We start from the raw sequence: 23,903 nt of genomic DNA on the forward strand, positions 1-23,903 counted from the left end.
AGGCGCCTGTCCTGTCCGATGGACGCGGGACATCGGACAAACGCGGACGTATGCCGTGTGCCACCGGCACGCGAAGGAGCCCCGCCGACACGTCGGCGGGGCTCCTTCCCGGTCACCACACGGCATACGCCGTGGGTGGCCTGGCGGTTCTCAGACCTGGGCGCGGCTCTCGATCGCGGCGAGGATCTCGGCGATGGCGTCGTCGACCGGCACGCCGTTCTTCTGCGAGCCGTCGCGGTAGCGGAAGGACACCGCGCCCGCGGCCCGGTCCTCCTCGCCGGCAATCAGCGTGAACGGGACCTTCGACTTGCTCGCGTTGCGGATCTTCTTCGGGAAGCGGTCGTCGCTCGCGTCGAGCTCGACGCGAACTCCCTTGCGCTTCAGGCGGTCCAGCACCTCACTGAGGTAGTCGGCATAGTCCTCGGCCACCGGCACACCGAGCGCCTGGACCGGGGCGAGCCACACCGGGAAGGCCCCGGCGTAGTGCTCGACGAGCACCCCGAGGAAGCGCTCGATCGACCCGAACTTCGCCGAGTGGATCATGACCGGCTGCTGGCGGGTGCCGTCAGCAGCCTGGTACTCGAGGCCGAAGCGCTCGGGCTGGTTGAAGTCGTACTGGATCGTCGACATCTGCCAGGTGCGGCCGATGGCGTCGCGCGCCTGCACCGAGATCTTGGGACCGTAGAACGCGGCGCCACCCGGGTCCGGGACGAGCTCGAGGCCGGACGCGGTCGCGACCTCCTCGAGGACCTTGGTCGCCGCCTCCCACTGCTCGTCGGAGCCGATGAACTTCGACGACTTCTCGCCCTCCGTGTCGCGGGTGGACAGCTCGAGGTAGAAGTCGTCCAGACCGAAGTCCTTGAGCAGACCCAGCACGAAGTCGAGCAGGTGCTTGATCTCGGCCGGTGCCTGCTCGGCGGTCACGTAGCTGTGCGAGTCGTCCTGCGTCATGCCGCGCACGCGGGTCAGGCCGTGCACGACGCCGGACTTCTCGTAGCGGTAGACGCCGCCGAACTCGAAGAGGCGAAGCGGCAGCTCGCGGTAGGACCGCCCCCGCGACTGGTAGATGAGGTTGTGCATGGGGCAGCTCATGGCCTTGAGCTGGTACTTCGCGCCCTCGAGCTCCATCGGCGGGAACATCGTGTCGGCGTAGTACGGCAGGTGCCCGGAGGTGTGGAACAGCGCCTCCTTGCTGATGTGCGGAGTGCCGACGTAGGAGAAGCCCTCCTCGATGTGGCGGCGCCGGACGTAGTCCTCCATCTCCCGCTTGATGACCCCGCCCTTGGGGTGGAAGACGACGAGGCCCGAGCCGAGCTCGTCGGGGAAGCTGAAGAGATCCATCTCGGCGCCGATGCGGCGGTGGTCGCGGCGCTCGGCCTCGGCGAGGCGGTCGAGGTAGGCCTTGAGCTCGTCCTTCGTCGGCCAGGCGGTGCCGTAGACACGCTGCAGCTGGGGGTTCTTCTCCGAGCCTCGCCAGTAGGCCGCGGCCGAGCGCATCAGCTTGAACGCGTTGCCGATGAGCTTGGTGCTCGGGATGTGCGGGCCGCGGCACAGGTCGCCCCAGGCGCGCGTGCCGTCACGGCGGATGTTGTCGTAGATCGTCAGCTCGCCGGCCCCGACCTCGACACCGGCACCCTCGGCGGCCTCGTCGGCGTTGCCGCCCTTGAGGCCGACGAGCTCGCACTTGTACGGCTCGTCCTTGAGCTCCTCGAGCGCGTCGGCATCGGTGACGACGCGACGGGAGAAGGTCTGTCCCTCGTTGATGATCTTCTGCATGGCCTTCTCGAGGGCCTTGAGGTCATCGGGGTGGAACGGGGTCTCGACGTCGAAGTCGTAGTAGAAGCCGTCGCGGATGGGCGGACCGATGCCGAGCTTGGCATCGGCGTGCAGCGACTGAACGGCCTGGGCGAGGACGTGGGCGGTCGAGTGGCGCAGGACGGCGAGGCCGTCCTCGCTGTCGACCGTCACCGGCTCGACGACGTCACCGTCGCCGACGGGGTGGAAGAGGTCGCGCAGCTGACCGTTGACGCGCGCGACGACGACGGCGCGGTCACCCTCGAAGAGCTCACCCGCCGTCGTCTGCTCCGCGACCGATCGCTCGCTTCCGGCGACGGTGACGGTGATCTGTGCAGACACGGTTGGTGCTCCTCGTTCGACAGGACCCGCCGTCGGGCGGCGAGTCGTGGGTGGCGCCGCTCGGTGCGGCTCGGCAAGGGTATCGAGACACCGACGTGGCGGGCGACGCGGTTTGGGATGACTGGCCACCCGAGACGGCGAGAACGGCCGCACGGACCCGGCACCCGACCAGCACCCCCACCGTCGAGAGGCCATGAATGGCCGCTCCACGCACGTTGAAAGGCCACGTATGGCCAGTCTCCGTGGCCACTCGACGTCGCCGAGGCGGCCACATGTGGCCTCTCGACGGTTCACAGGGTTCGGCGGCTCGGGGTCACCACGTGTTCTCGACGACGGCGTGCTCGATCTCACCCTTCGCGTCCTCGAGGACCGACAGGGTCCGCGACGGCTCGAAGGCGGTCCGCAGACGCACGGTCGACGGCAGCCGCACGGGCTTGCGGAACCACACCCGGCTCGTCAGCCCCGACGCGGGGAGTCGCGGACCGAGGGAAGCGAGCACCCGCGCGTAGGAGTACATACCGTGCGCGATCGCCGTGGGGAAGCCCAGCGGCCTGGCCGTCAGGGCGTGCACGTGGATGGGGTTCCAGTCCCCGGACACCGCGGCATACGACCGACCGGTGCCCTCGCCGAGGCGCCAACGGGGGCCGGCGGTGACGGCCGCGAGCTGATCCGTCGAGGGCGGCTCGGACGGCTCGGCGTCGGCGTGCTCGGTGCCGCGCGAGAGGTAGGTGCTGACGCCACGCCACACCACCTCGCCGCGCACGCCCACCTCGGACACGAGGTCGACCTGGCGTCCACGGCGGTGCGGCCTGAGGTCCTGCGCCCAGACCGAGACGTCGAGCGGCTCGTCGACCCCGACGGGCCTGACGACCTCGATGCGGTTCTCGACGTGGACGGCGCCGAGGAGCGGGAGGGGGAATCGGTCGCCGCTCATGACCGCCATCTGGAGCGGGAAGGCGACGAGGTGCGGGTAGGTCGGCGGCAGCGTGCCCGAGACGGGGAACCGGCACACGTGCGAGTAGGCGACGAGGTCGTCGACGTCGAGGCGTATGCCGGCACGCGAGTAGCGCACGTCGGGCACGGTCTCGCCGGCGTTTCCCCGGCGCAGGGCTGCTGTCGCGTAGATGCGGCGCAGGTCCGGAGCTCCTTCGAGCGTGATCTCCCTGGTCATCGCGACGTCACGCTCCCGTCACGCACCGAGCAGGCTCTGCCCGCAGACGCGGACGACCTGACCGGTCACGGCGGCGGCACCCGGCTGGACGAGCCACGCAATGGTCTCGGCCACGTCCTTGGGCAGCCCGCCCTGCTGGAGCGAGTTCATCCGTCGCCCGATCTCTCTCGTGGCAAAGGGGATCCGTGCCGTCATCTCCGTCTCGATGAAGCCAGGGGCGACGCCGTTGACGGTGATGCCACGGTCGGCGACCTGGCGCGACAACGCTGTGACGAGGCCGATGACACCGGCCTTGCTCGCGCCGTAGTTCGTCTGACCGCGGTTGCCGGCGATGCCCGCGATCGAGGCCACGCAGACGATGCGGCCGCCGTCGGAGAGACCGCCCTCACCGAGGATCGCGTCGTTCATCCGCAGGACCGAGCGGAGGTTGACCTCCATGACGCTGCGCCAGCGGTCGTCGTCCATGTTGACGAAGAGCTTGTCGCGCGTGATGCCGGCGTTGTGCACGACGACGTCGAGCCCGCCGTGGCGCGAGGTGGCGTGCTCGACGATGCGGCGACCCGCATCGTCGGACGTCACGTCCAGCTGGAGGGCGGTGCCCTTCACCTCGTTGGCCACCCGCGCCAAGGCGTCCCCGGCGGCCGGCACGTCGACGGCGACGACCGTCGCGCCGTCCCGGGCCAGCACCTTCGCGATCTCCGCACCGATGCCACGCGCTGCCCCGGTCACGACCGCGACCTTGCCCTCGAGGGGACGGAGCGCGTCGGCGTCCGCGCTCGTCGACTCGTCGACGTGCACGACCTGTCCGTCGACGTAGGCCGAACGACCGGACAGGAAGAACTCGACGGCGGAGCGGACGCCGTGCTGCGCATCACCTCGGGCCAGCACGAGGTTGGCGGTGGCCCCGCCGCGCAGCTCCTTGCCGAGGGAACGTACGGCGCCCTCGAGGGCGCGCTGGGTCGTCACCTCGGCGACGTCGGTCAGGGTCTCGGGGTCGGTGCCGATGACGACGACGCGGCCGTTGCGCCGCAGCGCCTTGACGGCCGGGGCGCCGAGCAGGCGCAGCTGGTCGAGCTCGGCAGGGTCGACGGCGGCGCTGAGGTCGAGCACCACCGCACCGACCTTGTCCTCCGCATCGGATGCGGTCGACACCGTGGTGACCCCCGCGCCGGCCAGCCAGGACGTGAGGCCCTCGGCGAACCGGCCGCCGCCCGCCACGAGGACGGGACCGTCGCACAACGGCATACCCGGCTCGAAGCGGCGCAGCCGGGTGGGCTGCGGGACGCCGACCTTCCTGGCCACGGGAGAGCTGACGATGGTCGTGAACAGATCGCTCATGGTCAGGCCTCCAGGATCGCGACGACGCCCTGCCCACCGGCAGCGCAGATGGAGATGAGGCCGCGACCTCCGCCGGCCTCCTGGAGCTGTTTGGCCAGGGAGGCGACGATGCGTCCTCCGGTGGCCGCGAAGGGGTGTCCGGCGGCGAGCGAGGAGCCGTTGACGTTGAGTCGGCTCCGGTCGATGGAGCCGAGGGGCCCGTCCAGGCCGAGGCGCTCACGGCAGAAGTCCGGGTCCTCCCACGCCTTGAGGGTCGTGAGCACCGTGGCGGCGAAGGCCTCGTGGATCTCGTAGAAGTCGAAGTCCTGCAGGCTCAGGCCGTTCCGGGCCAGCAGGCGCGGCACGGCATACGCCGGCGCCATGAGCAGACCCTCGTCGCCGTGGACGTAGTCGACGGCCGCGGTCTCGGCGTCGACGAACCACGCGAGCGGGGTCAGCCGGTGCTCCGCTGCCCACTCCTCGCTCGCGAGGAGCACGGCCGAGGCGCCGTCGGTCAGGGGTGTCGAGTTGCCCGCCGTCATCGTCGCCCCGTCCCCCTTGCCGAAGACCGGCTTGAGCGTGGACAGCTTCTCGACACTCGAGTCGGGACGCAGGTTGGTGTCGCGCGAGACACCCAGGTAGGGCGTGACGAGGTCGTCGAAGAAGCCGCGCTCGTAGGCGGCGGCGAGGTGGTGGTGGCTCGCGGCGGCGAGCTCGTCCTGGGCCTCACGCGTGATGCCCCACTGCGCGGCGGTGAGAGCCATGTGCTCCCCCATCGACAGGCCGGTACGCGGCTCGACGTTCTCGGGGACGGCCGGGACGAGATGTCCGGGACGCAGTCCTGCGAACGCCTTGGCCCGCTCCCCCGCCGAACGGGCGCGGTTGGCGGCGAGGAGGGTCTGCCGCAGCCCCTCGCTCACCGCGATGGGGGCGTCGCTCGCGCTGTCCACGCCGCCGGCGATGCCCGCGTCGACCTGCCCCAGGGCGATCTTGTTCGCGACGAGGATGGCCGCCTCGAGCCCGGTGCCGCAGGCCTGCTGGATGTCGTAGGCCGGGGTCGTGGGGTCCAGGCGCGTGCCGAGGACGGTCTCGCGGGTGAGGTTGAAGTCCCGGCTGTGCTTGAGCACGGCACCGGCGACGACCTCTCCGAGGCGCTCACCGGCGAGGCCGTAGCGCGCCACGAGCCCGTCGACGGTGGCGGTGAGCATGTCCTGGTTGGACGCCTTGGCATAGGGCCCGTTGGACCGGGCGAACGGGATGCGGTTGCCCCCGAGAACCGCGACGCGGCGCGGCGTGCGCGGCGTGCTCCGCGGGGTGGACTGGGAAGCCATGGGTCTCTCCTGAGCTCGGATGTCGGACCGGTCGTCGTCGTCCAAGATATCCGAAACTGCCAGTAGTCGGTACAGCCAGTACCTGTTACTTTCGTGAGATGGACGACGACGTGGCCACTACCGCCGCAGGGCCGGCGACGACCCGGGACGGACGCGACTCACGCTGGGAGCGACACCGCGAGGAGCGCCGGGCCGCGCTCGTCGACGCGACGATCCGCGCCATCCGGGTCCACGGCGCGGGGGTCGGCATGGACGACATCGCCGCCGAGGCCGGCACGTCCAAGACCGTGATCTACCGGCACTTCGACGACAAGGCCGGGCTCTACCGCGCCGTCGCCGAACGCATCGACGGCCGCGTCGTCCGCAACGTCGGCGCCGCACTCTCCCGGTCGAGCACCCCGGCGGCCGACACTCGCGAGCTCGTCGAGTCCACCGTCGAGGCCTACCTCGCACTGGTCGAGTCCGACACCGAGGTCTACCGCTTCGTCGTCAACCGGCCCCTCGTCGACCGCCCCCTGGCCGACGACCCGGTGGGCGGCACCGTCGACCAGGTCACGGACCAGCTCACCGGGCTGCTGCTCGACTCGTTGCGCGCGAGCGCGACCGACCCCTCCAGGGCTCGCACCTGGGCCATCGCCCTCGTCGGGTCGGTCCGCGCCGTCGCCGACGACTGGCTCGCCACCCCCGAGAGCGATCGCGCCCCGCGCGCCTCCGTCGTCGACTCCCTGACCGAGCTGGCCTGGCACGGCCTCGCTCCCGTCCTCACCTCCCCGACCACCACGACCTCCTGAGGTCCAGACCGGAAGGCACCAGATGTCCACGGCCACCGACTCCCCCACCGACGTCCCAGCCGAGACACCACCGACACCCCCGCAGGTTCGGGACGCCACCCTCGCCTCCGCGCTGCGCCGTCATCTCGACGGTCCGTTCGGCGACGTGCGCGACCACTGCCGCGGCCTCGACCCGGCGACGTTCGGGCCGTCGTCCGCGCCGCTGCCGATGGACGAGCACCGGGCCCGGGTCACCTCCCAGCTTGCGGCTCTCGCCGCGGAACCCTTTGCAGCCCAAGGCTTCCCCGAGCACCAAGGTGGGACCGCGCACTACGGCGAGGCGGTGGCGGCATTCGAGATGCTCGGCCACACGGACCTGTCGCTGTTCGTCAAGGCCGGCGTCCAGTGGGGCCTCTTCGGTGGCGCCGTCTCCCTGCTCGGCACGAGCCGGCACGACCACCTGCTGCCCCGCGTCATCTCGGGCGAGCTGCAGGGCTGCTTCGCGATGACCGAGACGGGCCATGGCAGCGACGTCCAGAGCCTGCTGACGACCGCGACGTTCGACCCGGCGGGCGACGAGCTCGTCGTCCACTCCCCCGAACCCGCCGCTCGCAAGGACTACATCGGCAACGCAGCGCGCGACGGACGGCTCGCAGCCGTGTTCGCACAGCTCGTCGTCGACGGCGAGTCACGTGGCGTGCACTGCGTCCTCGTCCCGATCCGGGACGAGGACGGCGCTCCCGCGCCGGGCGTCACCATCGAGGACTGCGGACCGAAGCTGGGCCTCGGCGGGGTCGACAACGGGCGCCTCCTCTTCGACCACGTGCGGGTCCCCCGCACCAACCTGCTCGGGCGCTACGGCGACATCGGCGACGACGGTGCCTACACGAGCCCCATCGACAACCCCGGCCGCCGCTTCTTCACCATGCTCGGCACCCTCGTGCGTGGCCGCATCTCCGTCGCGGGCGGGGCGGGAGCCGCCGCGCGCTCGGCCCTCGCCGTCACGACGACGTATGCCGTCAGCCGTCGTCAGTTCGCCGCCCCCGACTCCGATGTGGAGACGACCGTCCTCGACTACCGCACGTACCAGCGGCGGCTGCTGCCGAGGATCGCGACGGCATACGCCCTCCAGCTCGCCCAGCACGAGCTCGTGGCCACGATGGACGACGTGCTGGCCGGCCGGACGACGTCCGAGCAGGACCAGCGCCGGCTCGAGACCCGGGCCGCCGGCATCAAGGTCCTGACCACTCGGCACGCGACCGACACGATCCAGGAGTGCCGCGAGCTCTGTGGGGGCGCCGGCTACCTCTGGGCCAACCGCCTGGCCGCCCTCAAGGCCGACACCGACATCTTCACGACGTTCGAGGGTGACAACACCGTCCTCCTCCAGCTCGTCGCGAAGTCGCTCCTCACCGAGTACCAGGCGACCTTCGGTGACCTCGACACGGCAGGCATCGTGCGGTTCGGCGCAAGGCTCGTCGGCGGGACGGTCATCGAGCGCTCGGCGGCCCGCGGCATCATCCAGCGCCTCGTCGACGCCGCTCCCGGCCGCGACGAGGACGTGACCTTCGGCATCCGCGGCACCCAGCTGCGCCTGCTGCGCGAGCGTGAGGAGCACCTCATCGAGGGCCTGGCACGACGGCTGCGACGCGCGACCGCACCGGGCGCCGACGCGTTCGCCGTCTTCAACGCGACCCAGGACCACCTCGTCGACGCCGGCACGGCACACGTCGAGCGGCTGGTCGCCGAGACGTTCGCCGCCTCGGTCGAGTCGTGCAGGGACCCCGAGGCACGCGCGGTGCTGGCCCGCGTCTGCGACCTGCATGCCCTCACGACGATCGAGCGCCACAAGGGGTGGTACCTCGAGCACGACCGGCTGAGCCCCGCCCGCGCCAAGGCGCTGACCGCCGTCGTCAACGAGCTGTGCGCCGAGCTGCGTCCGCACGCGCTGACGCTCGTCGACGCGTTCGGCATCCCGACGGGACTGCTGACGACCGAGATGTCCGGCACCGCCTGACGGGGCCGGCTCACTGCCCGTCAGGACGTGAGGACGTCAAGACGTGAGGGGACGTCAGTGGGTCGGGCGCTCGTAGCGGCCCCGGCGGTGCACGAGGGGCGCCTCGTCGGCGCCGACCTCGGTGTGCTCGATGGTCGCCTCGACCAGCACCGACCAGCCGACGTCGTGCCGGCTCGCCGGGTCCAGGCGCACCCCCATCCACGTCGCGGACGAGGTGGCACGCGGGCCCCAGGTGGTCTGCTCCCACTCCGCGAGCCGGAAGGGCCCGCCCGGAGCCGGCATGGTGCCGGCGAAGGCGTCGGCGAGTCCCTGGTCCCGGGCGCCCAGCAGGGCCACCACGGCCGTCCCGGTCTCCTCCAGACGGTCGAGCAGGTCGGACTCGGCGTGGAGGAGACCGACGACCCGTCCGGGGTCGCCGGTCGCGACGAGGTAGGACGACACCGTGAGGCCGGCTCGTTCGATGCCCGCGCCCGAGGTCCACAGCGAGACCGTGCCGCCGATGCGCCCCCGGAGGCGACGCACCTGGTCGCGGTCCTCCTCGGGCACGTCGAACGGGTGCTCCGTGTGGATCGTCACCGGGCGTTCCCTCGTGAGCGCGGCGGCGCCGCCGGAACGCTCACTGGGGCTCGGCCACGAGGAGGGCGTCGTCGACCGACACCTCTCCGGGCTCGACCACCCGGGCATAGACGCCGGCGCACTGCGAGGGGGTCTGGGTGATCTCGAGCGTGCAGTCGCCGAGCCGGACGACACGGCCGACGAGCTTGTCGAGCCCCGAGGCGTCCATGTCGAGGACGATGTTGGCCTTGGGGTGCGTCTCGACGTAGTCGTCGACCGTCACGAGGTGCACGGCATGCTTCTTCGAGCGGTTGCCCTCGGGGCCCGTCTCGGTGATCGCGACCGAGTCGAGCTGCTGCCCGGGCGCGTCGGAATCGGGATAGATGTAGAGGCTCGAGACCGTGGCGATCATGGGTCCCACGCTAGTCCGCCGTGAGGCTCCCCGCCGTGCAGCCGCTCCGCAGCCGACCTCAGAAGCCGGTCGGCTCGGTCTCCAGCTCCGGCTCGGTGGGGCGTCCCTCGTGGTGGAGGGGTTGCAGGGCCGTGGTGCGCTCGAGCCAGATCAGGGCGTCGTAGCGCGCTCCGATCCGGGTGGGCACGTAGTTGCCCACGCCCCTGGCCTCGCGGTCGGGGTGGTAGACGACGCCGATGGCCCGGTGCCCCATCCAGCTCGAGAGCCACGGGCCCGAGCGGTCGTCGGGGAAGACGATGACGGCCGGGTCCCCCAGGCTGTCGTGGAGCAGCGCCTCGAGGCTGCCCGCGCGCCCCTCGGGAACCGCGAGGACGCTCTCGGGGTCTCCCCACGCGGCAGCGGCGACCACGGTGCCCCGGTGCGACGTGAGGCCGACGAGGGCGACCGAGTCCGCGGGGTGCCGCTCGCGCAGCAGCTGGCCGACGTTGACCAGTCCCTCCCGAGCCATGTCGGTGGCGCGAGCATCGCCCACGTGGGTGTTGTGCTCCCACACGAGGCCCTTGGACCCCGGCCCACCATGACGGGCGAGGCGCCCGATGGTGTCGACCATGTGGTGGTCGCGGACGTTCCACGACTGGCGGTCCCCGCGCACCATGGTGCGGTAGTAGTGCTCGGCGTTGGCGGCGACCTCCGCGTTCTGCACCACGTCGAGCATCTCCTCGTCCCCCAGGGTCTCCCGGGCACGTCGGCGCACCTCGACCAGCAGTCTCACCACCTCCGGCTCGCAGCCCGTGGGGACGAGCCGGGTGCTCCTGGCATAGAGGTGCGGGTCCTCGCCGAAGGGCACGAAGCACTGCCACGCGCGCAGGGCCGTCGGCAGCGCGTCCGGGGAGTTGGCCTCCAACCACCCCATCACCTCCCAGAGCGAGTCCCAGAGGGAGTAGACGTCGAGGCCGTAGAAGCCGACCCGAGCGGGGCCGGGTCGCGCCAGGTTGTAGGCGTGGAGCCAGGTCAGGAAGTCCGCGACCTCCCGGTTGGCCCACATCCACGTCGGCCACCGTTCGAACCGGCTGAGCACGCCGACCGCGTCGAGGTGCTGGTCGGCCTCTCCCTTGACCCACTGGTTGATCCGCCAGCAGTCGGGCCAGTCGCCCTCGACGCCGATCCACGAGAAGCCGTGCTCCTCGATGAGACGGCGGCTGAGCAGGGCCCGCCACTGGTAGTACTCGCTCGTGCCGTGGGAGGCCTCCCCGATGCAGACGAACCGGGCACCGTGCACGCGCGCGACCAGGGGGTCGAGGTCGGTGACGTCGCTCAGGGGTCTGGACAGGGAGCGCACCTCGGCCACCATCGGGGCCCCACCGTTCGGGCCGGGCGCCGTGCTCATGGCCGCCTCCTTCGTGTCGCGTCCTGCGAGCCCACTCCGAGGTGCTCGACGAACCAGTCACGGGCCAGTGCCGCGGCCTCGCCGAGCGTCCCGGGCTCCTCGAACAGGTGTGTCGCCCCCGGGACGACGGCCAGCTCGCAGCGACAGCCGCTCAGGTCGTCCCGCGCCCTCCTGTTGAGGGCCAGGACCTCCCGGTCAGCCCCTCCGACGATGAGCAGGGTCGGCGCCCGCACGGCCGCCAGCCTCGGTCCTGCCAGATCCGGGCGGCCGCCCCGGGAGACGACGGCGGCCACCTGGGAACCGGGCTCCGCAGCGGCCCACAGCGCTGCACCCGCGCCGGTGCTCGCCCCGAAGTAGCCGACGAGGCAGGAGCCGGTGTCGGGCCGCCGGGCCAGCCAGTCGGTCGCGGACCCCAGACGGCTCGCCAGCAGCGGGATGTCGAACACCCGGGCCCGGTCGCCCTCCTCCTCGGGCGTCAGCAGGTCGAGCAGCAGCGTGCCGAGCCCGGCCTCGTGGAGCACCTCGGCGACGTAGCGGTTGCGTGGGCTGTGCCGGCTGCTGCCACTGCCGTGCGCGAACACCACGACGCCGGTGGCGTCCGGGGCGGCGGCGACACCGGCGGGCAGGTGCAGGTGTCCCTCGATCGACACCCGGCCGGCCGGGATGGAGACGTCCTCGTCGGTGTCGCCGGCGAGTCCGTCCCCGCCTCCACCACCGGCAGCAGCCGTGTCCGTCAGCCGTGCGCGATGGTCGGCCCGCTCGAGCAGGGCGACGACCTCGTCGTCGCTCGTCGGCGAGAAGTCCTCGTAGTGGGCGCCGACCGCCCGGAAGTGCTCGGGCGCCGACACGCACACGACGGCGTCGGCCTCGGGCAGCTCCCGCAGGGTCTGCGCCGGAGCGACCGGGACCGCCAGCACGACGCGTTCGGCTCCGAGCTGCCGTGCAGCACGACACGCGACGCGCGCCGTGGACCCGGTGGCGATCCCGTCGTCGACGATGACCGCGATCCGCCCGTGCAGGTCGACCCGGGGGCGGCCGCGTCGCAGCCGCTCGACCCGCGCGTCGAGGACCGCCCGTTCCCGACGCTCGACGACCTCGAGGTCCTCCTCGGTGATCCGGGCTCGTGCGAGCAGGGTGTGGTCGACGACCTTGACCCCGCCTTCACCGATGGCGCCCATCGCGAGCTCCGGTTGGAAGGGGACCCCGAGCTTGCGCACGACGATGACGTCGAGGGGCGCGTCGAGCGACTCCGCGACGACGGACGCGACCGGGACCCCTCCACGGGGCAGCCCGAGCACGACGACGTCCCGGGTCCGCAGGAATGCCAGCTTCGCCGCCAGCCGCCGACCGGCGTCCCGCCGGTCCTCGAACAGGACCACGGCGACCTCCCTCCGCACACGAGCGGCGCAGACATGGGTCGCGCCGCGGCCTCGCCCGCCCGTCGTCACCCATCGTCGCCCGTGGGTCGATCCCCCGACAGAGACCTAGGTCCCGTCCCTGTGAGCGGCCGCGATCAGCGACCTCGTCCCGCGCCGAGGCGCACACTTGGACCATGGCCATCGACTTGGGGCAGCAGTGGTTCCGCGATCTCGCCGAGCTGCGCCACACCACGACGCCGAAGCGGATCCGTGCCCTGCTGGACGGGCGGACGGTGCTCGACACCCGGGACGCGATGCTGGTCTACGAGCCCCACCGGGTCGTGCCCTGGTATGCCGTGCCGCCGGGGGATCTCCAGCTGGACCTGAGCGAGCACGACCCGTCGCCGGTGCCGGAGCTGCGCGGGCCGGTGCTGCCGCCGCAGCACAACGAGTGGCACACGGTGCCCGGCCGTTCGCTGCACCTGGGCGACCGGGGTGAGGTGGCCTTTCGGCCCGACGCCCCCGAGCTCGGGGGCCGGGTGGTGGTGCACTGGGAGCCGTTCGAGTGGCTTGAGGAGGACGAGCCCGTCATGGGTCATCCTCACGACCCGTTCAAGCGCATCGACGTGCTGCGCAGCAGCCGGCACGTGCGGGTCGAGGTCGGTGGTGTGACCGTCGCCGAGTCGACGCGACCGTCGATGCTCGTCGAGACCTCGCTGCCGGTGCGGTGGTACCTGCCTCGGGAGGACGTCCGCATGGACCTGTTGTCGCCGTCCGCACATCACACCGTGTGTGCCTACAAGGGAGTTGCGTCCTATCTCAGCGCCGACGGCGCCGCCGACGTCGCGTGGTTCTACCCCGACCCGCTGCACGACGCGCTCCCCGTCAAGGACATGGTCTGCTTCTGGAGGCCCGCCGAGGTGCTCGTCGACGGCGTGTCGGTCGACACCTCCATGCCCGGCGACCCGCGAGCGACCGACGGGCCGACCCGCACCCGCTGACGAACCGCTGGCGGGCGGAGACCGCACACCGTCCCGGTCAGGAACGGGGACGAGAAGAGCCGCCCTGCGCTGGCGCGGGGCGGCTCCTGTGTGTCGGTGGACGTGAAGGGACTCGAACCCCTGACCTCTCGCGTGTGAAGCGAGCGCTCTAACCAGCTGAGCTACACGTCCGGGCGCCCCTGTGACGACAAGGCGTCGGGGCGTCGGAGGGAAACAATAGCGGGTGCCGACGCCCACGCGTTAATCGCCCCCGCAAGTCCCCGGGAGTGCCCTGGTCTCCGCCCGATGCCCGTTGCCGGTGCTGGCTCCCGGCGGCGTCAGTCGACCCCGGGGACCTGCGTCAGCAGCTGCTCGGCCCACTCGGGGACGAACGTCGGGATGCCCGCCCACGCGAGGTACCCCCAGATGACACCCCAGACGATGAGCAGCGTGCCGAGGGCCACGACACCCCGCACCCAGACGGCCTGGTCCATGATCCAGTCGTTCCACCGGCTCACGTGTCGCCTGGCGAAGTCCAGCCAGCGCTGGGCGAACTCGAACTCGCTCGCGAGGATCAGGAGCCCGAAGAAGACGACGAGCCAGCCGGGGCCCGGCGCAGGGACCATGATCAGCCCGGCGACCGTCACGAGGCCGCCGATGACGCCCACCGCGATGCGCCAGATGACGTGGGTGAGCCTGTTGCTGCGCAGCCGGGCGCGCCACGCCCAGCGGTCCTCCCCGGCGTCGAGCGTCGCGTTGCGGTCCGAGTAGTCCACGGGCGCGGGCGGTTCGCGACGGGGTCGGCCAGCGCCGCGGTCGGAGTCGGTCATGGGTCGCAGTCCCGCTCGGCGTTGCTCCGGAAGATCCGCAGCAGCTCGCTCGTGACGGGCCGGTCGGCCGGCATCGTCCGGTCGTCGACGGCGTGGATCGGCAGGACGTCCTTCGTCGAGCTGGTGATGAAGACCTCGTCGGCGCTCTGGAGCACGTCGAGCGGCAGCGACTCCTCCCGGATCTCGATGCCGGCGGCGCGCCCCCACTCGATGGTCAGCTCGCGAGTGATGCCCAGGAGCGGCCCGGCCTCGGCCGGTGGCGTGAGCACCAGGCCGTCGACGACGACGAAGATGTTGCTGCCCGTGCACTCGCACAGCTCGCCACGTGTGTTGCCGAAGACCGCCTCGATGGCCCCCTCGGACTTGGCGCGGGCGAGGGCGACGACGTTCTCGGCGTAAGACGTCGTCTTGAGCCCGACGACGGCCGAGCGTTCGTTGCGCGTCCAGGGGACGACGGTGAGCTTCCCGCTCGACGGAGGCAGCGGCTGCGGTGCCGCCACCACGATGTACGTCAGAGCGGCGTCGTCGCGGTCCGAGCCCAGGGGCCCGACTCCCCCGGTGACGCTGTAGCGCAGGCGCCCGAAGTCGATGGTGGGGCCGTCCAGCACCGCGGCGACGCCCTTGTCGACGAAGCCCAGGTCGAGGGGCGGCAGTCCGAGGCCGGCGGCGGAACGCTCGAGGCGTCGGTGGTGGCGCGTCAGGGCGAAGGGCTGCCCGGCGGCGATCTTGGCGGTCTCGAAGACGCCGTCGCCGACCGTGACCGCGTGGTCGAGGGCGGAGACGGACGGGCCGGTCGGGTCGACGATGTCGCCGTTGACCCAGACGCGCGTGGTCGTGCTCATGGTCCCTTCCTGGGGGCTCGGCGGCCGCCCGGAAGGCGCCCGACGGGAGTGCTCATGGTGTCACAGTGCCGGCGGCGAGCCCGATGAGGCGGGCGGCCTTGAGCTCGGTCTCGGCCCACTCCCCCGCGGGGTCCGAGTGCCAGGTGATCCCGGCGCCCGTGCCGAACCTGAGCCACCGCCCGCCGTCGTCGTCGTGCTCGGCCCAGAAGGTGCGGATGCCCACGGCCAGGTCGGCCTCTCCGTGGTCGGCGTCGACCCAGCCGATGGCCCCGCAGTACGGCCCGCGCGGCATCGGCTCGAGGTCGCGGATGGCCCGGAGCGCGCTGGACTTCGGCGCCCCCGACACCGAGCCGGGCGGGTAGGCGGCCGCGAAGACGTCCGTCCAGCCGATGCCGGAACGCAGCCGGCCGCTGACCGTGGAGACAAGGTGCACGAGACCGGGGTGGGTCTCCACGGCGCACAGCTCGTCGACCGACACGGTGCCGGGCTCACAGACACCGGAGATGTCGTTGCGCATGAGGTCGACGATCATGACGTTCTCGGCGTGGTCCTTGGGCAGCATCTCCGGGGCCGTGGTCGCGGTGCCCTTGATCGGACGCGTCACCAGACGCCCGGCGCGGCGCGAGAGGAAGAGCTCCGGCGACGCGGAGACGACGTCGACGCCAGCCGCCTCGCATCGGATCCTTGCGGCATGAGGCGCCGGGTTGCCCTGTCGCAGAAGCACATCGAGTCCGTCGAGGTCGGCATCGGCCGAGAGCTCGTGGCTGAGGACGCGGCACACGTTGACCTGGTAGACAGTGCCGGCCGCGATCCGCTCACGGACCTCCTCCACGGCGAGGAGGTATGCCGTCCGGTCCAGTGACGTGCGCCAGTGGCGGTCGAGCGGCACCCAGTCCACTGCGGGCCACGGCACGTCGACGGGACCCGGGCCCACGGCATACGCCAGCGGGGTGACCTCGGCGAAGCGCACCGCCGTGACCGCACCCTCGAACGTGGCCACGACGGCCCAGAAGCCCTCGCGCGTGATCGCGTCGAGGGCGTCCGGGCCGTGGCGGACGTCGATGACCCCGCGCGCGGCCCGGTCGGCGAAACGAGCGTGGTCCACCCGCAGATCGTAGGGCCTAGGTCGCGAGCGCCTTCTCGATGTCGTCCGCGAGGTCAGCGGGCTCGGTCGTCGGCGAGTAGCGCCCGACGACGGTGCCGTCCCGGGCGACGAGGAACTTCGTGAAGTTCCACTTGATCTTCTTGCCGAGCAGGCCGCCCTTCTCGGACTTCAGCGACGTATAGAGCGGGTGCTCGTTCGGGCCGTTGACGTCGACCTTGGAGAACATCGGGAAGGTCACGCCGTAGTTCTTCTGGCAGAAGGCACCGATCTCTTCGTCGCTGCCAGGGTCCTGGCCGCCGAACTGGTTGCACGGGAAGCCGAGGACGGTGAGGCCCCGGTCGCGGTAGGTCTCGTAGAGCGTCTCGAGGCCGCCGAGCTGCGGGGTGTAGCCGCACTCGCTGGCGGTGTTGACGACGAGGACGACGTCCCCGGCGTACTCGTCCAGCGACACCTCCTCGCCGTCGATGGCGGTGGCCTTGAAGTCATGCAGCAGCGTCACGCTGTCTCCTCTGTGGTCGGGTGTCGATGGGGGTTCGGAGCTGTCGGGGGTGGAGATGGGTCATTCGTCGGGTTCGGGTGGCGTCGCCTCGCCGTCACGCTCGTCGCGGTCGGCCCACTCGAGCAGCGGGCTGAAGTCGAACACGGCGTCGTCGATGCCGGCGTGCAGGTCGCCGAGGCGGGCGAAGCGCTCGGGCATCGTCGCGATGGTGAAGTCCTGCGGCTCGGCGTCGGCGACCTCGTCCCAGGTGAGCGGGGCGGAGACGGTGCCGCGCGGGTTCCCGCGCACGCTGTAGGCCGCCGCGATCGTGTGGTCCCGGGCGTTCTGGTTGTAGTCGACGAAGAGGTCCTTCGGCGAGCGGTCCCTGCGCCACCACGTCGTCGTGACGTCCTCGGGCAGCCGGCGCTCGACCTCGCGGGCGAAGGCGAGGGCTCCACGGCGGACGTCCTTGAAGCCCCGGTCGGGCGCGATCCGGACGTAGACGTGCAGGCCCGACCCGCCGGACGTCTTGGGCCACCCGACCGCTCCCAGCTCGTCGAGGATCTCGTGGGTCGTGGCCGCCGCGCGCCGGACCTTGTCGAAGCCGCACTCGGGCATGGGGTCGAGGTCGATGCGCCACTCGTCAGGGCTCTCGGTGTCGGCGCGTCGGCTGTTCCAGGGATGGAACTCGACCGTCGACATCTGCACGGCCCAGATGACGTCCGCCAGCCGCGTCACGCACAGCTCGTCGGCGTGCAGGCCGTAGCGCGGGAAGTGCAGCCTGACCGTCTCCACCCACGGCGGGGCCCCGGCCGGGAGGCGCTTCTGGTGCACCTTGGGCCCGTCGACCCCCTTGGGGAACCGGTGCAGCATGCACGGCCGCTCACGCAGCGCGTTGACGATCCCCGGGCCGACCGAGAGGTAGTAGTCGACGAGGTCGCGCTTGGTCTCCCCGCGCTCGGAGAAGTAGACGCGGTCGGGACTCGAGAGCCGCACCGTGTGGTCGCCGACCTCGATCTCCACAGCGGGGGCCTTGCTCGACGCAGCCATGTCCGACAGCCTACGGACCGCGGCCGGGGCAGCGCTCGGACGGGCCCGACGGCACACACCCCGACGTGCGGAAGGGCCCGTCGACTCACGTCGACGGGCCCTTCAGTGGAGCGGACGACCGGGCTCGAACCGGCGACCTCAACCTTGGCAAGGTTGCGCTCTACCAACTGAGCTACGTCCGCCTGCCAACCTGCGGGACCGAGACCCCGTGGGTGCGAGGTAGACCATAGCGGACCGTCGGCCGGAGTGCGAAACCCGCTCTTGGAGTAGCCGTTCGGCTACTTTTCGACGGCCATCTCGCCGAGCTCCGACCACTGCGTGCCCTCGATCGTCGTGTTGACGATCCGCGGCGTCGCGGTGAGGTAGGCGGGAAGCTCGGCGGTCGCCTCCTTGAAGTGGTCGCTCTGCACGTGGGCGCCGCCGGCGGCGTCGTCACGGAAGGCCTCGACCAGGACGTACTCGTTCGGGTCGTCGAGGCTGCGCGACCAGTCGAACCAGAGGCAGCCCTCCTCGGCCCGGGTCGCCTCGGTGAAGCGCCGGGAGATCTCGGGCCAGTCGTCGGCGTGCTCGGGCTTCACGGGGAACTTGGCGGTGATGAAGATCAAGGGGTCACACTCCTGTGGTCTCGAGGATGCCGGGGTGGCACCGGATCGCGGTGAGGCGGTCGGTGGGGTGCAGGACAGCACCCATCGTGCCGGATCGGGACATCGCGAGGGCGACGCGTGAGGGAGGTCATCCCCGGGGAGTGATGACCCCCCGCGGCAGGCGTCGGTTCCATGAAGGTATGTGCCGCTGGATGGTGTACTCAGGTGACCCGGTCCTCGCCGAGGATCTTCTCTTCAAGCCCGAGCACTCGCTCATCGAACAGAGCCTGCACTCGCGCATGGGGGCGACGACCACGAACGGCGACGGCTTCGGGATCGGGTGGTACGGCGAGGGGGCCACCCCCGCGCTGTTCAAGAGCGTCGACCCCGCCTGGAACGACGAGAACCTCCGTGAGCTGACGACCCAGGTGCGGACCCGACTGCTGTTCGCCCACGTACGCGCCTCGACGGGCACGCCGGTGCAGCGCAGCAACTGCCACCCGTTCCGGCACGGTGACTGGCTCTGGATGCACAACGGGGCGGTCTTCGGCTTCCACGAGATGAAGCGGGACCTCATGTTCGCGGTGGACCCGTCCCTCTATCCGGACATCACGGGGTCCACCGACTCCGAGGCGCTCTTCTTCCTCGCCCTGACCTTCGGACTCGAGGACGACCCGGTGACGGCCGTCGCCCGGGCCGTCGGCTTCGTCGAGGACCTTGCCGAACGCTCCGGTGTGGCCAACCCCGTGCAGGCGACGATGGCAGCGACCAACGGTGAGTCCGTGTGGGCCTTCCGCTACTCCTCGCAGCACCAGAGCCGGACGCTGTTCCACTCGACGAACGTGGCCCAGCTTCGCGACCTGCACCCCGAGGTGGAGATGCTCCGGACGTTGAGCGACGAGACCCGCTTCGTGGTGTCCGAACCGCTGCGTGACCTGCCCGGCGCGTGGCGCGAGGTGCCCGAGTCGTCCTACGGCGTCATCCAGCCGGGCGAGGACGAGCTCCGACCGTTCGCACCGATCCGCCCGGCACACGTTCTCTGAGGAACCCGAGCCACCTCGAGCCCCTACCCCGAGGCGCCGACCTCGGTCGGCGTGTCGGGTGGCGCGTGGACACGGGCGCGTGGGACAGGGGCGTGCACAAGGGGGTGCCGGTGATGACGAGCGTCATCACCGGCACGGCTCCCCCGGGTCAGCCACCGAGAATGCGGGCCTTCTGGGCCTGGAACTCCTCCTCGGTCAGCACCCCTGAGTCCCGGAGCTCGCCGAGCTGCTGGAGCTTCTCGAGATCGACGCCGGTGTCCTGGGGTGGTGGTGGCGGGGGTGCGTACTGCGGCTCGGGTGCGTACTCCTGCTGCTGCTGTTGCTCCTGCGCGGCCCACCGCCCGGCCTGGCGGCGCGACACCCTGTTCGACACCGCCGTGGCCGTCCCGGCGACCACGGCCGTCCTGGCGATTCCACCTATGAGTCCCATCGCGTTCTCCTTCAGCTGACCTGTTCGACGTTGACCTGTTCGGGCGCGCCCCACCTCGGAGGCACGCGGGATCCCTCTAGCCGGCGGCACTCGGCGGCGCGTCGGACGGCGTCGACGTCTCGGCCGTACCGGACGCCTCCAGCGCCTCGAGCCGGGCGATGACGGCGTCTGCCGGCACGCGCACGCTCGCCACGACCTCTGCACCGGCCCGGCGCATGGCAGACACGAAGGGTCCCGCCCACGTGTTCTCGTAGACGAGAAGCGCAACCGCGTTGCCGGGCTGCACCAGCGCAGCGGCTTCCTTGAGGTCGTCCTCGTCGAGCAGGTCGGACTCGACGCCCTCGAAGACGGCCAGGTCGAGGGTGCCGTCACCGTCGAGGTCGGATATCGAGACGGCCGTCACGGCCCCGTCGTCCGACCGCACGAGAGCCTTCATGTCGAGGACACGGATGATGCCACGGTCGACGAGGTCGACGAGGATCGCCATGCCCTCACCCGTCAGGCGGGCACCGGGGAACTCCAGTGCGAGGTAGTCGATCGGTCCGACGTCGACGTTGACGCTCATGTCCTGCCTCCTTGGTGGCTGTCCACTGACACCTCGACACTCGCCGCCTCTGCATGGCCGGCGCATCGCTCCTCGAGGATGAGTGGAAGGTCGGCGGCGGCGAGCGCCTCAGGCGGAGCCGGGTTGGTCTCGGCCGGTGCGCTCGTCCTCCACCTGGTGCACTGCGGTCACGCCGATGCCGAGGGACTCCAGCAGGGAGAGCACGCTGGAGAGGGTGTCTGCGTGGACCACCGGCGTGATCAGGATCGTCGCCCCGCCGCTGTTGCGGCGCTCGAGCGAGACCGGAGAGTCGGTCAGGTCCGTCGCCAGCTCACCGTCGAGGACGATCTCGTAGACCAGCATGACAACCCTCACCTTCCCAGAACCGCGGGTTTGCGCTCACGGCCGACAGCACGTGGCTAGCCTCGAAGTGTCAGGGGGTCCCACGCATCCATCGATGGGAGTGACATGGTCGGGCCGCGGCAAGCCCGCATGGCGACTCCCTTGCGGCCGCCCGGAATCATCGACCGTCCGCGCCTGTCGTCGTTCATCGACCGTCGACCCGTCGTCGTGCTGGTCGGCATGGCGGGCTACGGCAAGTCGACCCTCCTGGCTGCGGCTGCCCGTCGTCAACGCGACAGCGAGCCAGCACTCTGGCTCACCGTGGACGACTCGGACCGGGACCCGTTGCGGCTGGTCTCGGACCTCATCACCGCGGCCAGCCTCTCGGGGCTGGACGAGCTCGGTGCCGACCTCGAGCCGCTGCGTGCCTCGGCGCTGCGGGCGGAGCCACTCACCCTCGTCGACGCGCTCCTCGAGGTGCTCTACGACAGTGCAGTGCCGCTGACGCTGGTCCTCGACGACCTCCAGCACCTCTCCGAGTCGAAAGCCTCGGCCCATGTGGTCGACCACGTGCTCCGGTGGGCTCCGGCCAACATGCGCATCGCCATCGCCGCCCGTGTCGTGCCCCCGCTGCGGCTGCAGCGGCTTCGGCTGGAGGACCGGCTGGCGTACATCACGCACGACGAGCTCGCGTTCAGCCCCGAGGAGACGGTCGAAGCCGTGCGCGCTGCGGGTCTCGAGCTCGACGCCGACACCGTCGACACCCTCCACCGCACCACGGACGGTTGGCCGGCGGGCGTCCGCATGGCGATCCTTGCTGCCCGCCGGAGCGACAGGCCGCGTCAGGTCCCTCTCGAGCTGAGACGTGACCAGGCGCTCGCGGACTACCTCGCCACCGAGGTCCTCGCTTCCCTGAGCGACGACATCAGGGAGTTCGTCCTCGACAGCTGCCTCGACGAGCAGGTCTGCGTGTCCCTCATCGACACCATCCGCGGGACGCACGATGCGGAGGCCTACCTCGAACAGTGCCTGGCCGACGGACTGTTCCTCACTCGCGGCGACGTGTCGTCCGAGGACGCCTGGTATCACTGGCACCCGCTCTTCGCGGCGCACATCCGTCGTCTGCTGGCCGCCAACCTGCCACGGCGGGCCCAGGCGCTCCACGAGACCGCCGCGTCCTGGTGGAGCTCCGTCGACCCACCGACCGCGATCCGTCACGCGATGGCAGCCGGAGACAGCGAGAGGGCCTCGAAGATCTTCGCCGACCGCTGGCTCGACCTCTTCCTCGAGGGACGGGTCGACGCGGTGCTCGAGGCGGTGGACCAGCTGCCGGAGACCTCGACCTACAGCAGCGACGCGCACCTCGCCAAAGCGCTGATCTTCGGACAGCATGGCAGCCTGGTCGCCGCCCGCTCCGAGCTCGACCTCGCCCGCGGCGCAGCCGATCTCCTTCCTGCGGCCGCCCGAGCGAGACTCGAGGACCGGATGTCAGTGGTCGAGCTGTTCCGAATCGGCCACGACCTCGGCCTGGGTCCGGCGGTCGAGTCCGGTGCTGCACTCCTGGACCTGATGGACAGGAGCCAGCGCGCGCCTGATCCCGCCATCCGGGCGTCCGTCCAGGTGTTCGTCGGCATGGCCGAAGCCAGGCTCCAGACCCATCCCAAGCTGCCCCTCGAGATGCTGCGCTCGTCTGCCACCACGGCACACGACGCCGGCCTCCTCGCCCTCGAGCTGACGGCGCTTGCGGAGTCGTGCCTCCCGGCGGTCGCCGAGGGACGACTCAGCGAGGTGCGCGACCTCGCCTCGAGCGTGCTCGCCCGGGCCGAGGAACGCGGCTGGGTGGGGCTGGTGACCCTGGCACCCGCGGTCGCCTATCTCGGCTGGTTCGACTACTGGCGCGGCAACCTGCGCGAAGCGCGGGCCCAGCTGGAGCGAAGCCTGTCCATGGTGCTTCCGTTCGACTGGGAGCTGCGCGGTCTCGTCCTGAACTTCCTGACGAAGACCTGCCTGTCCTTGGGGGACCTGCGCTCTGCGCGACGCAACGCAGCCGAGATCACGTCGATGATCGAGTCCGGCCACGCCGCACCGTGGTGGCCCTCCATGCTGGCCGGACTCGACGGGCTGATCCTCCTGGCGGAGGGGAACAGCCATGATGCGGTGGCGCTCGCCTCCCGGCCCCCGACCGATCCGGAGTACCGGCTGGCTCCCTGCCACAGGGCGAAGGTGCTGCTCCGTGGCGGCCGGCCGGAGGCGGCGCTGGCCGAGCTGGACCGGGTGCCGGCCCCGGAGGTCTTCGTGCACATCCAGTGTCTCGCCCACTGCCTCGCCGCCGAGGCCCACGCCGTCCTGGGGAGCGCGGACGCCGCCCACGCGTCTCTCGAGCTCGCCCTGGCGGCAGCGGAGCCGGACGAGCTCTACGGACCCTTCCTCGGTGCCGGCGAGGCCATGACGGAGCTGCTGAAGTCCCATCTGCGCCACGGCACGGCCCACCCCACGGCGGTGACCCACGTGCTCGGCCGCATCGTCCGCGGGGAGGACCACAACGTCACGGGCTGGGGCGAGCGGCTTACCGAACGGGAGCGGGTGATCCTCCAGTACCTCGCGACGAACCTCACCAACGCGGAGATCGCCGAGGCGGAGTTCATCTCCTTGCACACGGCCAAGACCCACATCGCGCACATCTACCAGAAGCTGGGCGTGAGCAGTCGTCGCGCCGCCATCCGTCGCGCCGCAGAGCTTGAGCTCTACTGACGGACGGGCCGGACCTGCTGCACGGCACTGACGTCGCACGGACGTCGCCGTCATCTACCTCGCAGGGAGTGAGGCGCCCGGCTCGGTGCCGGCGACATGCTGAACGTGACGTGAACTTCCTCCTCACACAAGGCGGGTGGGTATGCGAGCCGTCGTTGTCGTGGCCGGTGAAGTCGACGAGCGCGACATCTGGCCGTATGCCGTGTGGTCGGACAGCGACGGCACGAGCACGACGCTGACGGTCCGGGTGCACGACAGCCAGGAGCTTGTCGGCGTCCTTGCCGCCCTGACCGATCTGGGACTCGAGGTCATCTCGACACACCTCGTCGACGAACCGGGAGGAGGCAGGGGCGAAGCCCCCGATCCCCTCCGGTGACGACCGATCTCGCTCGCGGAGTGTGATGCCGGCATCGAGAGGGTGAAGAAGCGTAGGCCTCGGCACGAGGTCTGATCTCTGCAACGCGACACGT

General features: G+C 71.1%; 23 protein-coding genes and 2 tRNA genes. 6 read left to right on the forward strand and 19 right to left on the reverse strand.

Annotated elements, in window-relative coordinates; all coding sequences use genetic code 11:
- Positions 1-150: 150 nt before the first annotated feature.
- From thrS to ABD831_RS14885, 4 genes are all read right to left on the reverse strand, one after another.
- Positions 151-2,136, reverse strand: a complete 1,986-nt coding sequence (gene thrS, locus ABD831_RS14870; RefSeq protein ID WP_344948055.1) for a threonine--tRNA ligase — start codon at positions 2,134-2,136, stop codon at positions 151-153.
- A 313-nt stretch (positions 2,137-2,449) separates the two neighbouring features.
- The gene (locus tag ABD831_RS14875; RefSeq protein WP_344948056.1) at positions 2,450-3,307 is read right to left on the reverse strand and encodes a MaoC family dehydratase; all 858 of its coding nucleotides are present in this window, start codon (positions 3,305-3,307) and stop codon (positions 2,450-2,452) included.
- A gap of 18 nt (positions 3,308-3,325) precedes the next feature.
- Positions 3,326-4,645, reverse strand: coding sequence for a 3-oxoacyl-ACP reductase (locus tag ABD831_RS14880; protein ID WP_344948059.1), 1,320 nt, complete (start codon positions 4,643-4,645; stop codon positions 3,326-3,328).
- A 2-nt stretch (positions 4,646-4,647) separates the two neighbouring features.
- Complete coding sequence (locus ABD831_RS14885; protein ID WP_344948061.1) at positions 4,648-5,955, reverse strand: acetyl-CoA C-acetyltransferase; 1,308 nt, start codon at positions 5,953-5,955, stop codon at positions 4,648-4,650.
- 98 nt (positions 5,956-6,053) lie between these two features.
- Between ABD831_RS14885 and ABD831_RS14890 the strand changes: the two genes are divergently transcribed.
- Together ABD831_RS14890 and ABD831_RS14895 are read left to right on the forward strand one after the other, a co-directional pair.
- The gene (locus tag ABD831_RS14890) at positions 6,054-6,746 is read left to right on the forward strand and encodes a TetR family transcriptional regulator (RefSeq protein WP_142177858.1); all 693 of its coding nucleotides are present in this window, start codon (positions 6,054-6,056) and stop codon (positions 6,744-6,746) included.
- A gap of 22 nt (positions 6,747-6,768) precedes the next feature.
- Complete coding sequence (locus ABD831_RS14895; protein WP_344948066.1) at positions 6,769-8,742, forward strand: acyl-CoA dehydrogenase family protein; 1,974 nt, start codon at positions 6,769-6,771, stop codon at positions 8,740-8,742.
- 54 nt (positions 8,743-8,796) lie between these two features.
- Here ABD831_RS14895 and ABD831_RS14900 read toward each other — a convergent pair whose 3' ends face one another.
- From ABD831_RS14900 to ABD831_RS14915, 4 genes are read right to left on the reverse strand one after another with little or no spacing between them, the layout of a single operon-like run.
- Positions 8,797-9,318, reverse strand: a complete 522-nt coding sequence (locus ABD831_RS14900; RefSeq protein ID WP_344948068.1) for a flavin reductase family protein — start codon at positions 9,316-9,318, stop codon at positions 8,797-8,799.
- A 40-nt stretch (positions 9,319-9,358) separates the two neighbouring features.
- Positions 9,359-9,709 (reverse strand): hypothetical protein, encoded by a 351-nt coding sequence (locus ABD831_RS14905; RefSeq protein WP_344948072.1) that lies wholly within the window; start codon positions 9,707-9,709, stop codon positions 9,359-9,361.
- 58 nt (positions 9,710-9,767) lie between these two features.
- On the reverse strand, positions 9,768-11,096 hold the full coding sequence (locus ABD831_RS14910) for an erythromycin esterase family protein (protein ID WP_344948075.1): 1,329 nt from the start codon (positions 11,094-11,096) through the stop codon (positions 9,768-9,770).
- Positions 11,093-12,475, reverse strand: coding sequence for a phosphoribosyltransferase family protein (locus ABD831_RS14915; protein ID WP_344948078.1), 1,383 nt, complete (start codon positions 12,473-12,475; stop codon positions 11,093-11,095). The genes ABD831_RS14910 and ABD831_RS14915 overlap by 4 nt, the downstream gene beginning before the upstream one ends.
- A gap of 173 nt (positions 12,476-12,648) precedes the next feature.
- Here ABD831_RS14915 and ABD831_RS14920 point away from each other — a divergent pair, with 173 nt between their 5' ends.
- A complete protein-coding gene (locus tag ABD831_RS14920; RefSeq protein ID WP_344948081.1) occupies positions 12,649-13,455 on the forward strand; it encodes a DUF427 domain-containing protein in 807 nt (268 codons plus the stop codon).
- Positions 13,456-13,552: 97 nt separating this feature from the next.
- Here ABD831_RS14920 and ABD831_RS14925 read toward each other — a convergent pair.
- The 8 genes from ABD831_RS14925 to ABD831_RS14960 all read right to left on the reverse strand — a co-directional run bounded on the left by ABD831_RS14925 (position 13,553) and on the right by ABD831_RS14960 (position 18,344).
- Positions 13,553-13,626, reverse strand: a tRNA-Val gene (locus ABD831_RS14925).
- A gap of 146 nt (positions 13,627-13,772) precedes the next feature.
- Complete coding sequence (locus ABD831_RS14930) at positions 13,773-14,264, reverse strand: TIGR02611 family protein (RefSeq protein WP_344948084.1); 492 nt, start codon at positions 14,262-14,264, stop codon at positions 13,773-13,775.
- Complete coding sequence (locus tag ABD831_RS14935; protein ID WP_344948087.1) at positions 14,261-15,106, reverse strand: aminotransferase class IV; 846 nt, start codon at positions 15,104-15,106, stop codon at positions 14,261-14,263. Before ABD831_RS14935 ends, ABD831_RS14930 begins: the two co-directional genes overlap by 4 nt.
- Before the next feature lie 52 nt (positions 15,107-15,158).
- Positions 15,159-16,211, reverse strand: coding sequence for an anthranilate synthase component I family protein (locus ABD831_RS14940; RefSeq protein ID WP_344948090.1), 1,053 nt, complete (start codon positions 16,209-16,211; stop codon positions 15,159-15,161).
- 16 nt (positions 16,212-16,227) lie between these two features.
- On the reverse strand, positions 16,228-16,710 hold the full coding sequence (locus tag ABD831_RS14945) for a glutathione peroxidase (RefSeq protein WP_344948093.1): 483 nt from the start codon (positions 16,708-16,710) through the stop codon (positions 16,228-16,230).
- Positions 16,711-16,770: 60 nt separating this feature from the next.
- Complete coding sequence (ligD, locus tag ABD831_RS14950; RefSeq protein WP_344948096.1) at positions 16,771-17,739, reverse strand: non-homologous end-joining DNA ligase; 969 nt, start codon at positions 17,737-17,739, stop codon at positions 16,771-16,773.
- Positions 17,740-17,845: 106 nt separating this feature from the next.
- Positions 17,846-17,921, reverse strand: a tRNA-Gly gene (locus ABD831_RS14955).
- Positions 17,922-18,017: 96 nt separating this feature from the next.
- Complete coding sequence (locus tag ABD831_RS14960; RefSeq protein ID WP_344948099.1) at positions 18,018-18,344, reverse strand: putative quinol monooxygenase; 327 nt, start codon at positions 18,342-18,344, stop codon at positions 18,018-18,020.
- Between the two features lie 191 nt (positions 18,345-18,535).
- On the opposite strand from ABD831_RS14960, the gene ABD831_RS14965 reads away from it, so the two are divergent.
- The gene (locus ABD831_RS14965; protein WP_344948102.1) at positions 18,536-19,366 is read left to right on the forward strand and encodes a class II glutamine amidotransferase; all 831 of its coding nucleotides are present in this window, start codon (positions 18,536-18,538) and stop codon (positions 19,364-19,366) included.
- 148 nt (positions 19,367-19,514) lie between these two features.
- Here ABD831_RS14965 and ABD831_RS14970 read toward each other — a convergent pair whose 3' ends face one another.
- The 3 genes from ABD831_RS14970 to ABD831_RS14980 form a co-directional block, all read right to left on the reverse strand.
- Positions 19,515-19,796, reverse strand: coding sequence for an SHOCT domain-containing protein (locus ABD831_RS14970; protein ID WP_344948105.1), 282 nt, complete (start codon positions 19,794-19,796; stop codon positions 19,515-19,517).
- Positions 19,797-19,872: 76 nt separating this feature from the next.
- Positions 19,873-20,361, reverse strand: coding sequence for a DUF6325 family protein (locus tag ABD831_RS14975; RefSeq protein WP_344948108.1), 489 nt, complete (start codon positions 20,359-20,361; stop codon positions 19,873-19,875).
- A gap of 108 nt (positions 20,362-20,469) precedes the next feature.
- Positions 20,470-20,703 carry a hypothetical protein gene (locus tag ABD831_RS14980; protein WP_142177843.1) on the reverse strand — a complete coding sequence of 78 codons (234 nt, stop codon included), beginning with the start codon at positions 20,701-20,703 and terminating at the stop codon, positions 20,470-20,472.
- A gap of 129 nt (positions 20,704-20,832) precedes the next feature.
- Here ABD831_RS14980 and ABD831_RS14985 point away from each other — a divergent pair, with 129 nt between their 5' ends.
- Both ABD831_RS14985 and ABD831_RS14990 read left to right on the forward strand, forming a co-directional pair.
- Positions 20,833-23,433, forward strand: coding sequence for a winged helix-turn-helix domain-containing protein (locus ABD831_RS14985; RefSeq protein ID WP_344948112.1), 2,601 nt, complete (start codon positions 20,833-20,835; stop codon positions 23,431-23,433).
- A gap of 142 nt (positions 23,434-23,575) precedes the next feature.
- Complete coding sequence (locus ABD831_RS14990; protein ID WP_344948116.1) at positions 23,576-23,809, forward strand: hypothetical protein; 234 nt, start codon at positions 23,576-23,578, stop codon at positions 23,807-23,809.
- Positions 23,810-23,903: the final 94 nt, after the last annotated feature.

Source organism: Terrabacter ginsenosidimutans (assembly GCF_039539425.1).
GTDB lineage: Bacteria > Actinomycetota > Actinomycetes > Actinomycetales > Dermatophilaceae > Terrabacter > Terrabacter ginsenosidimutans.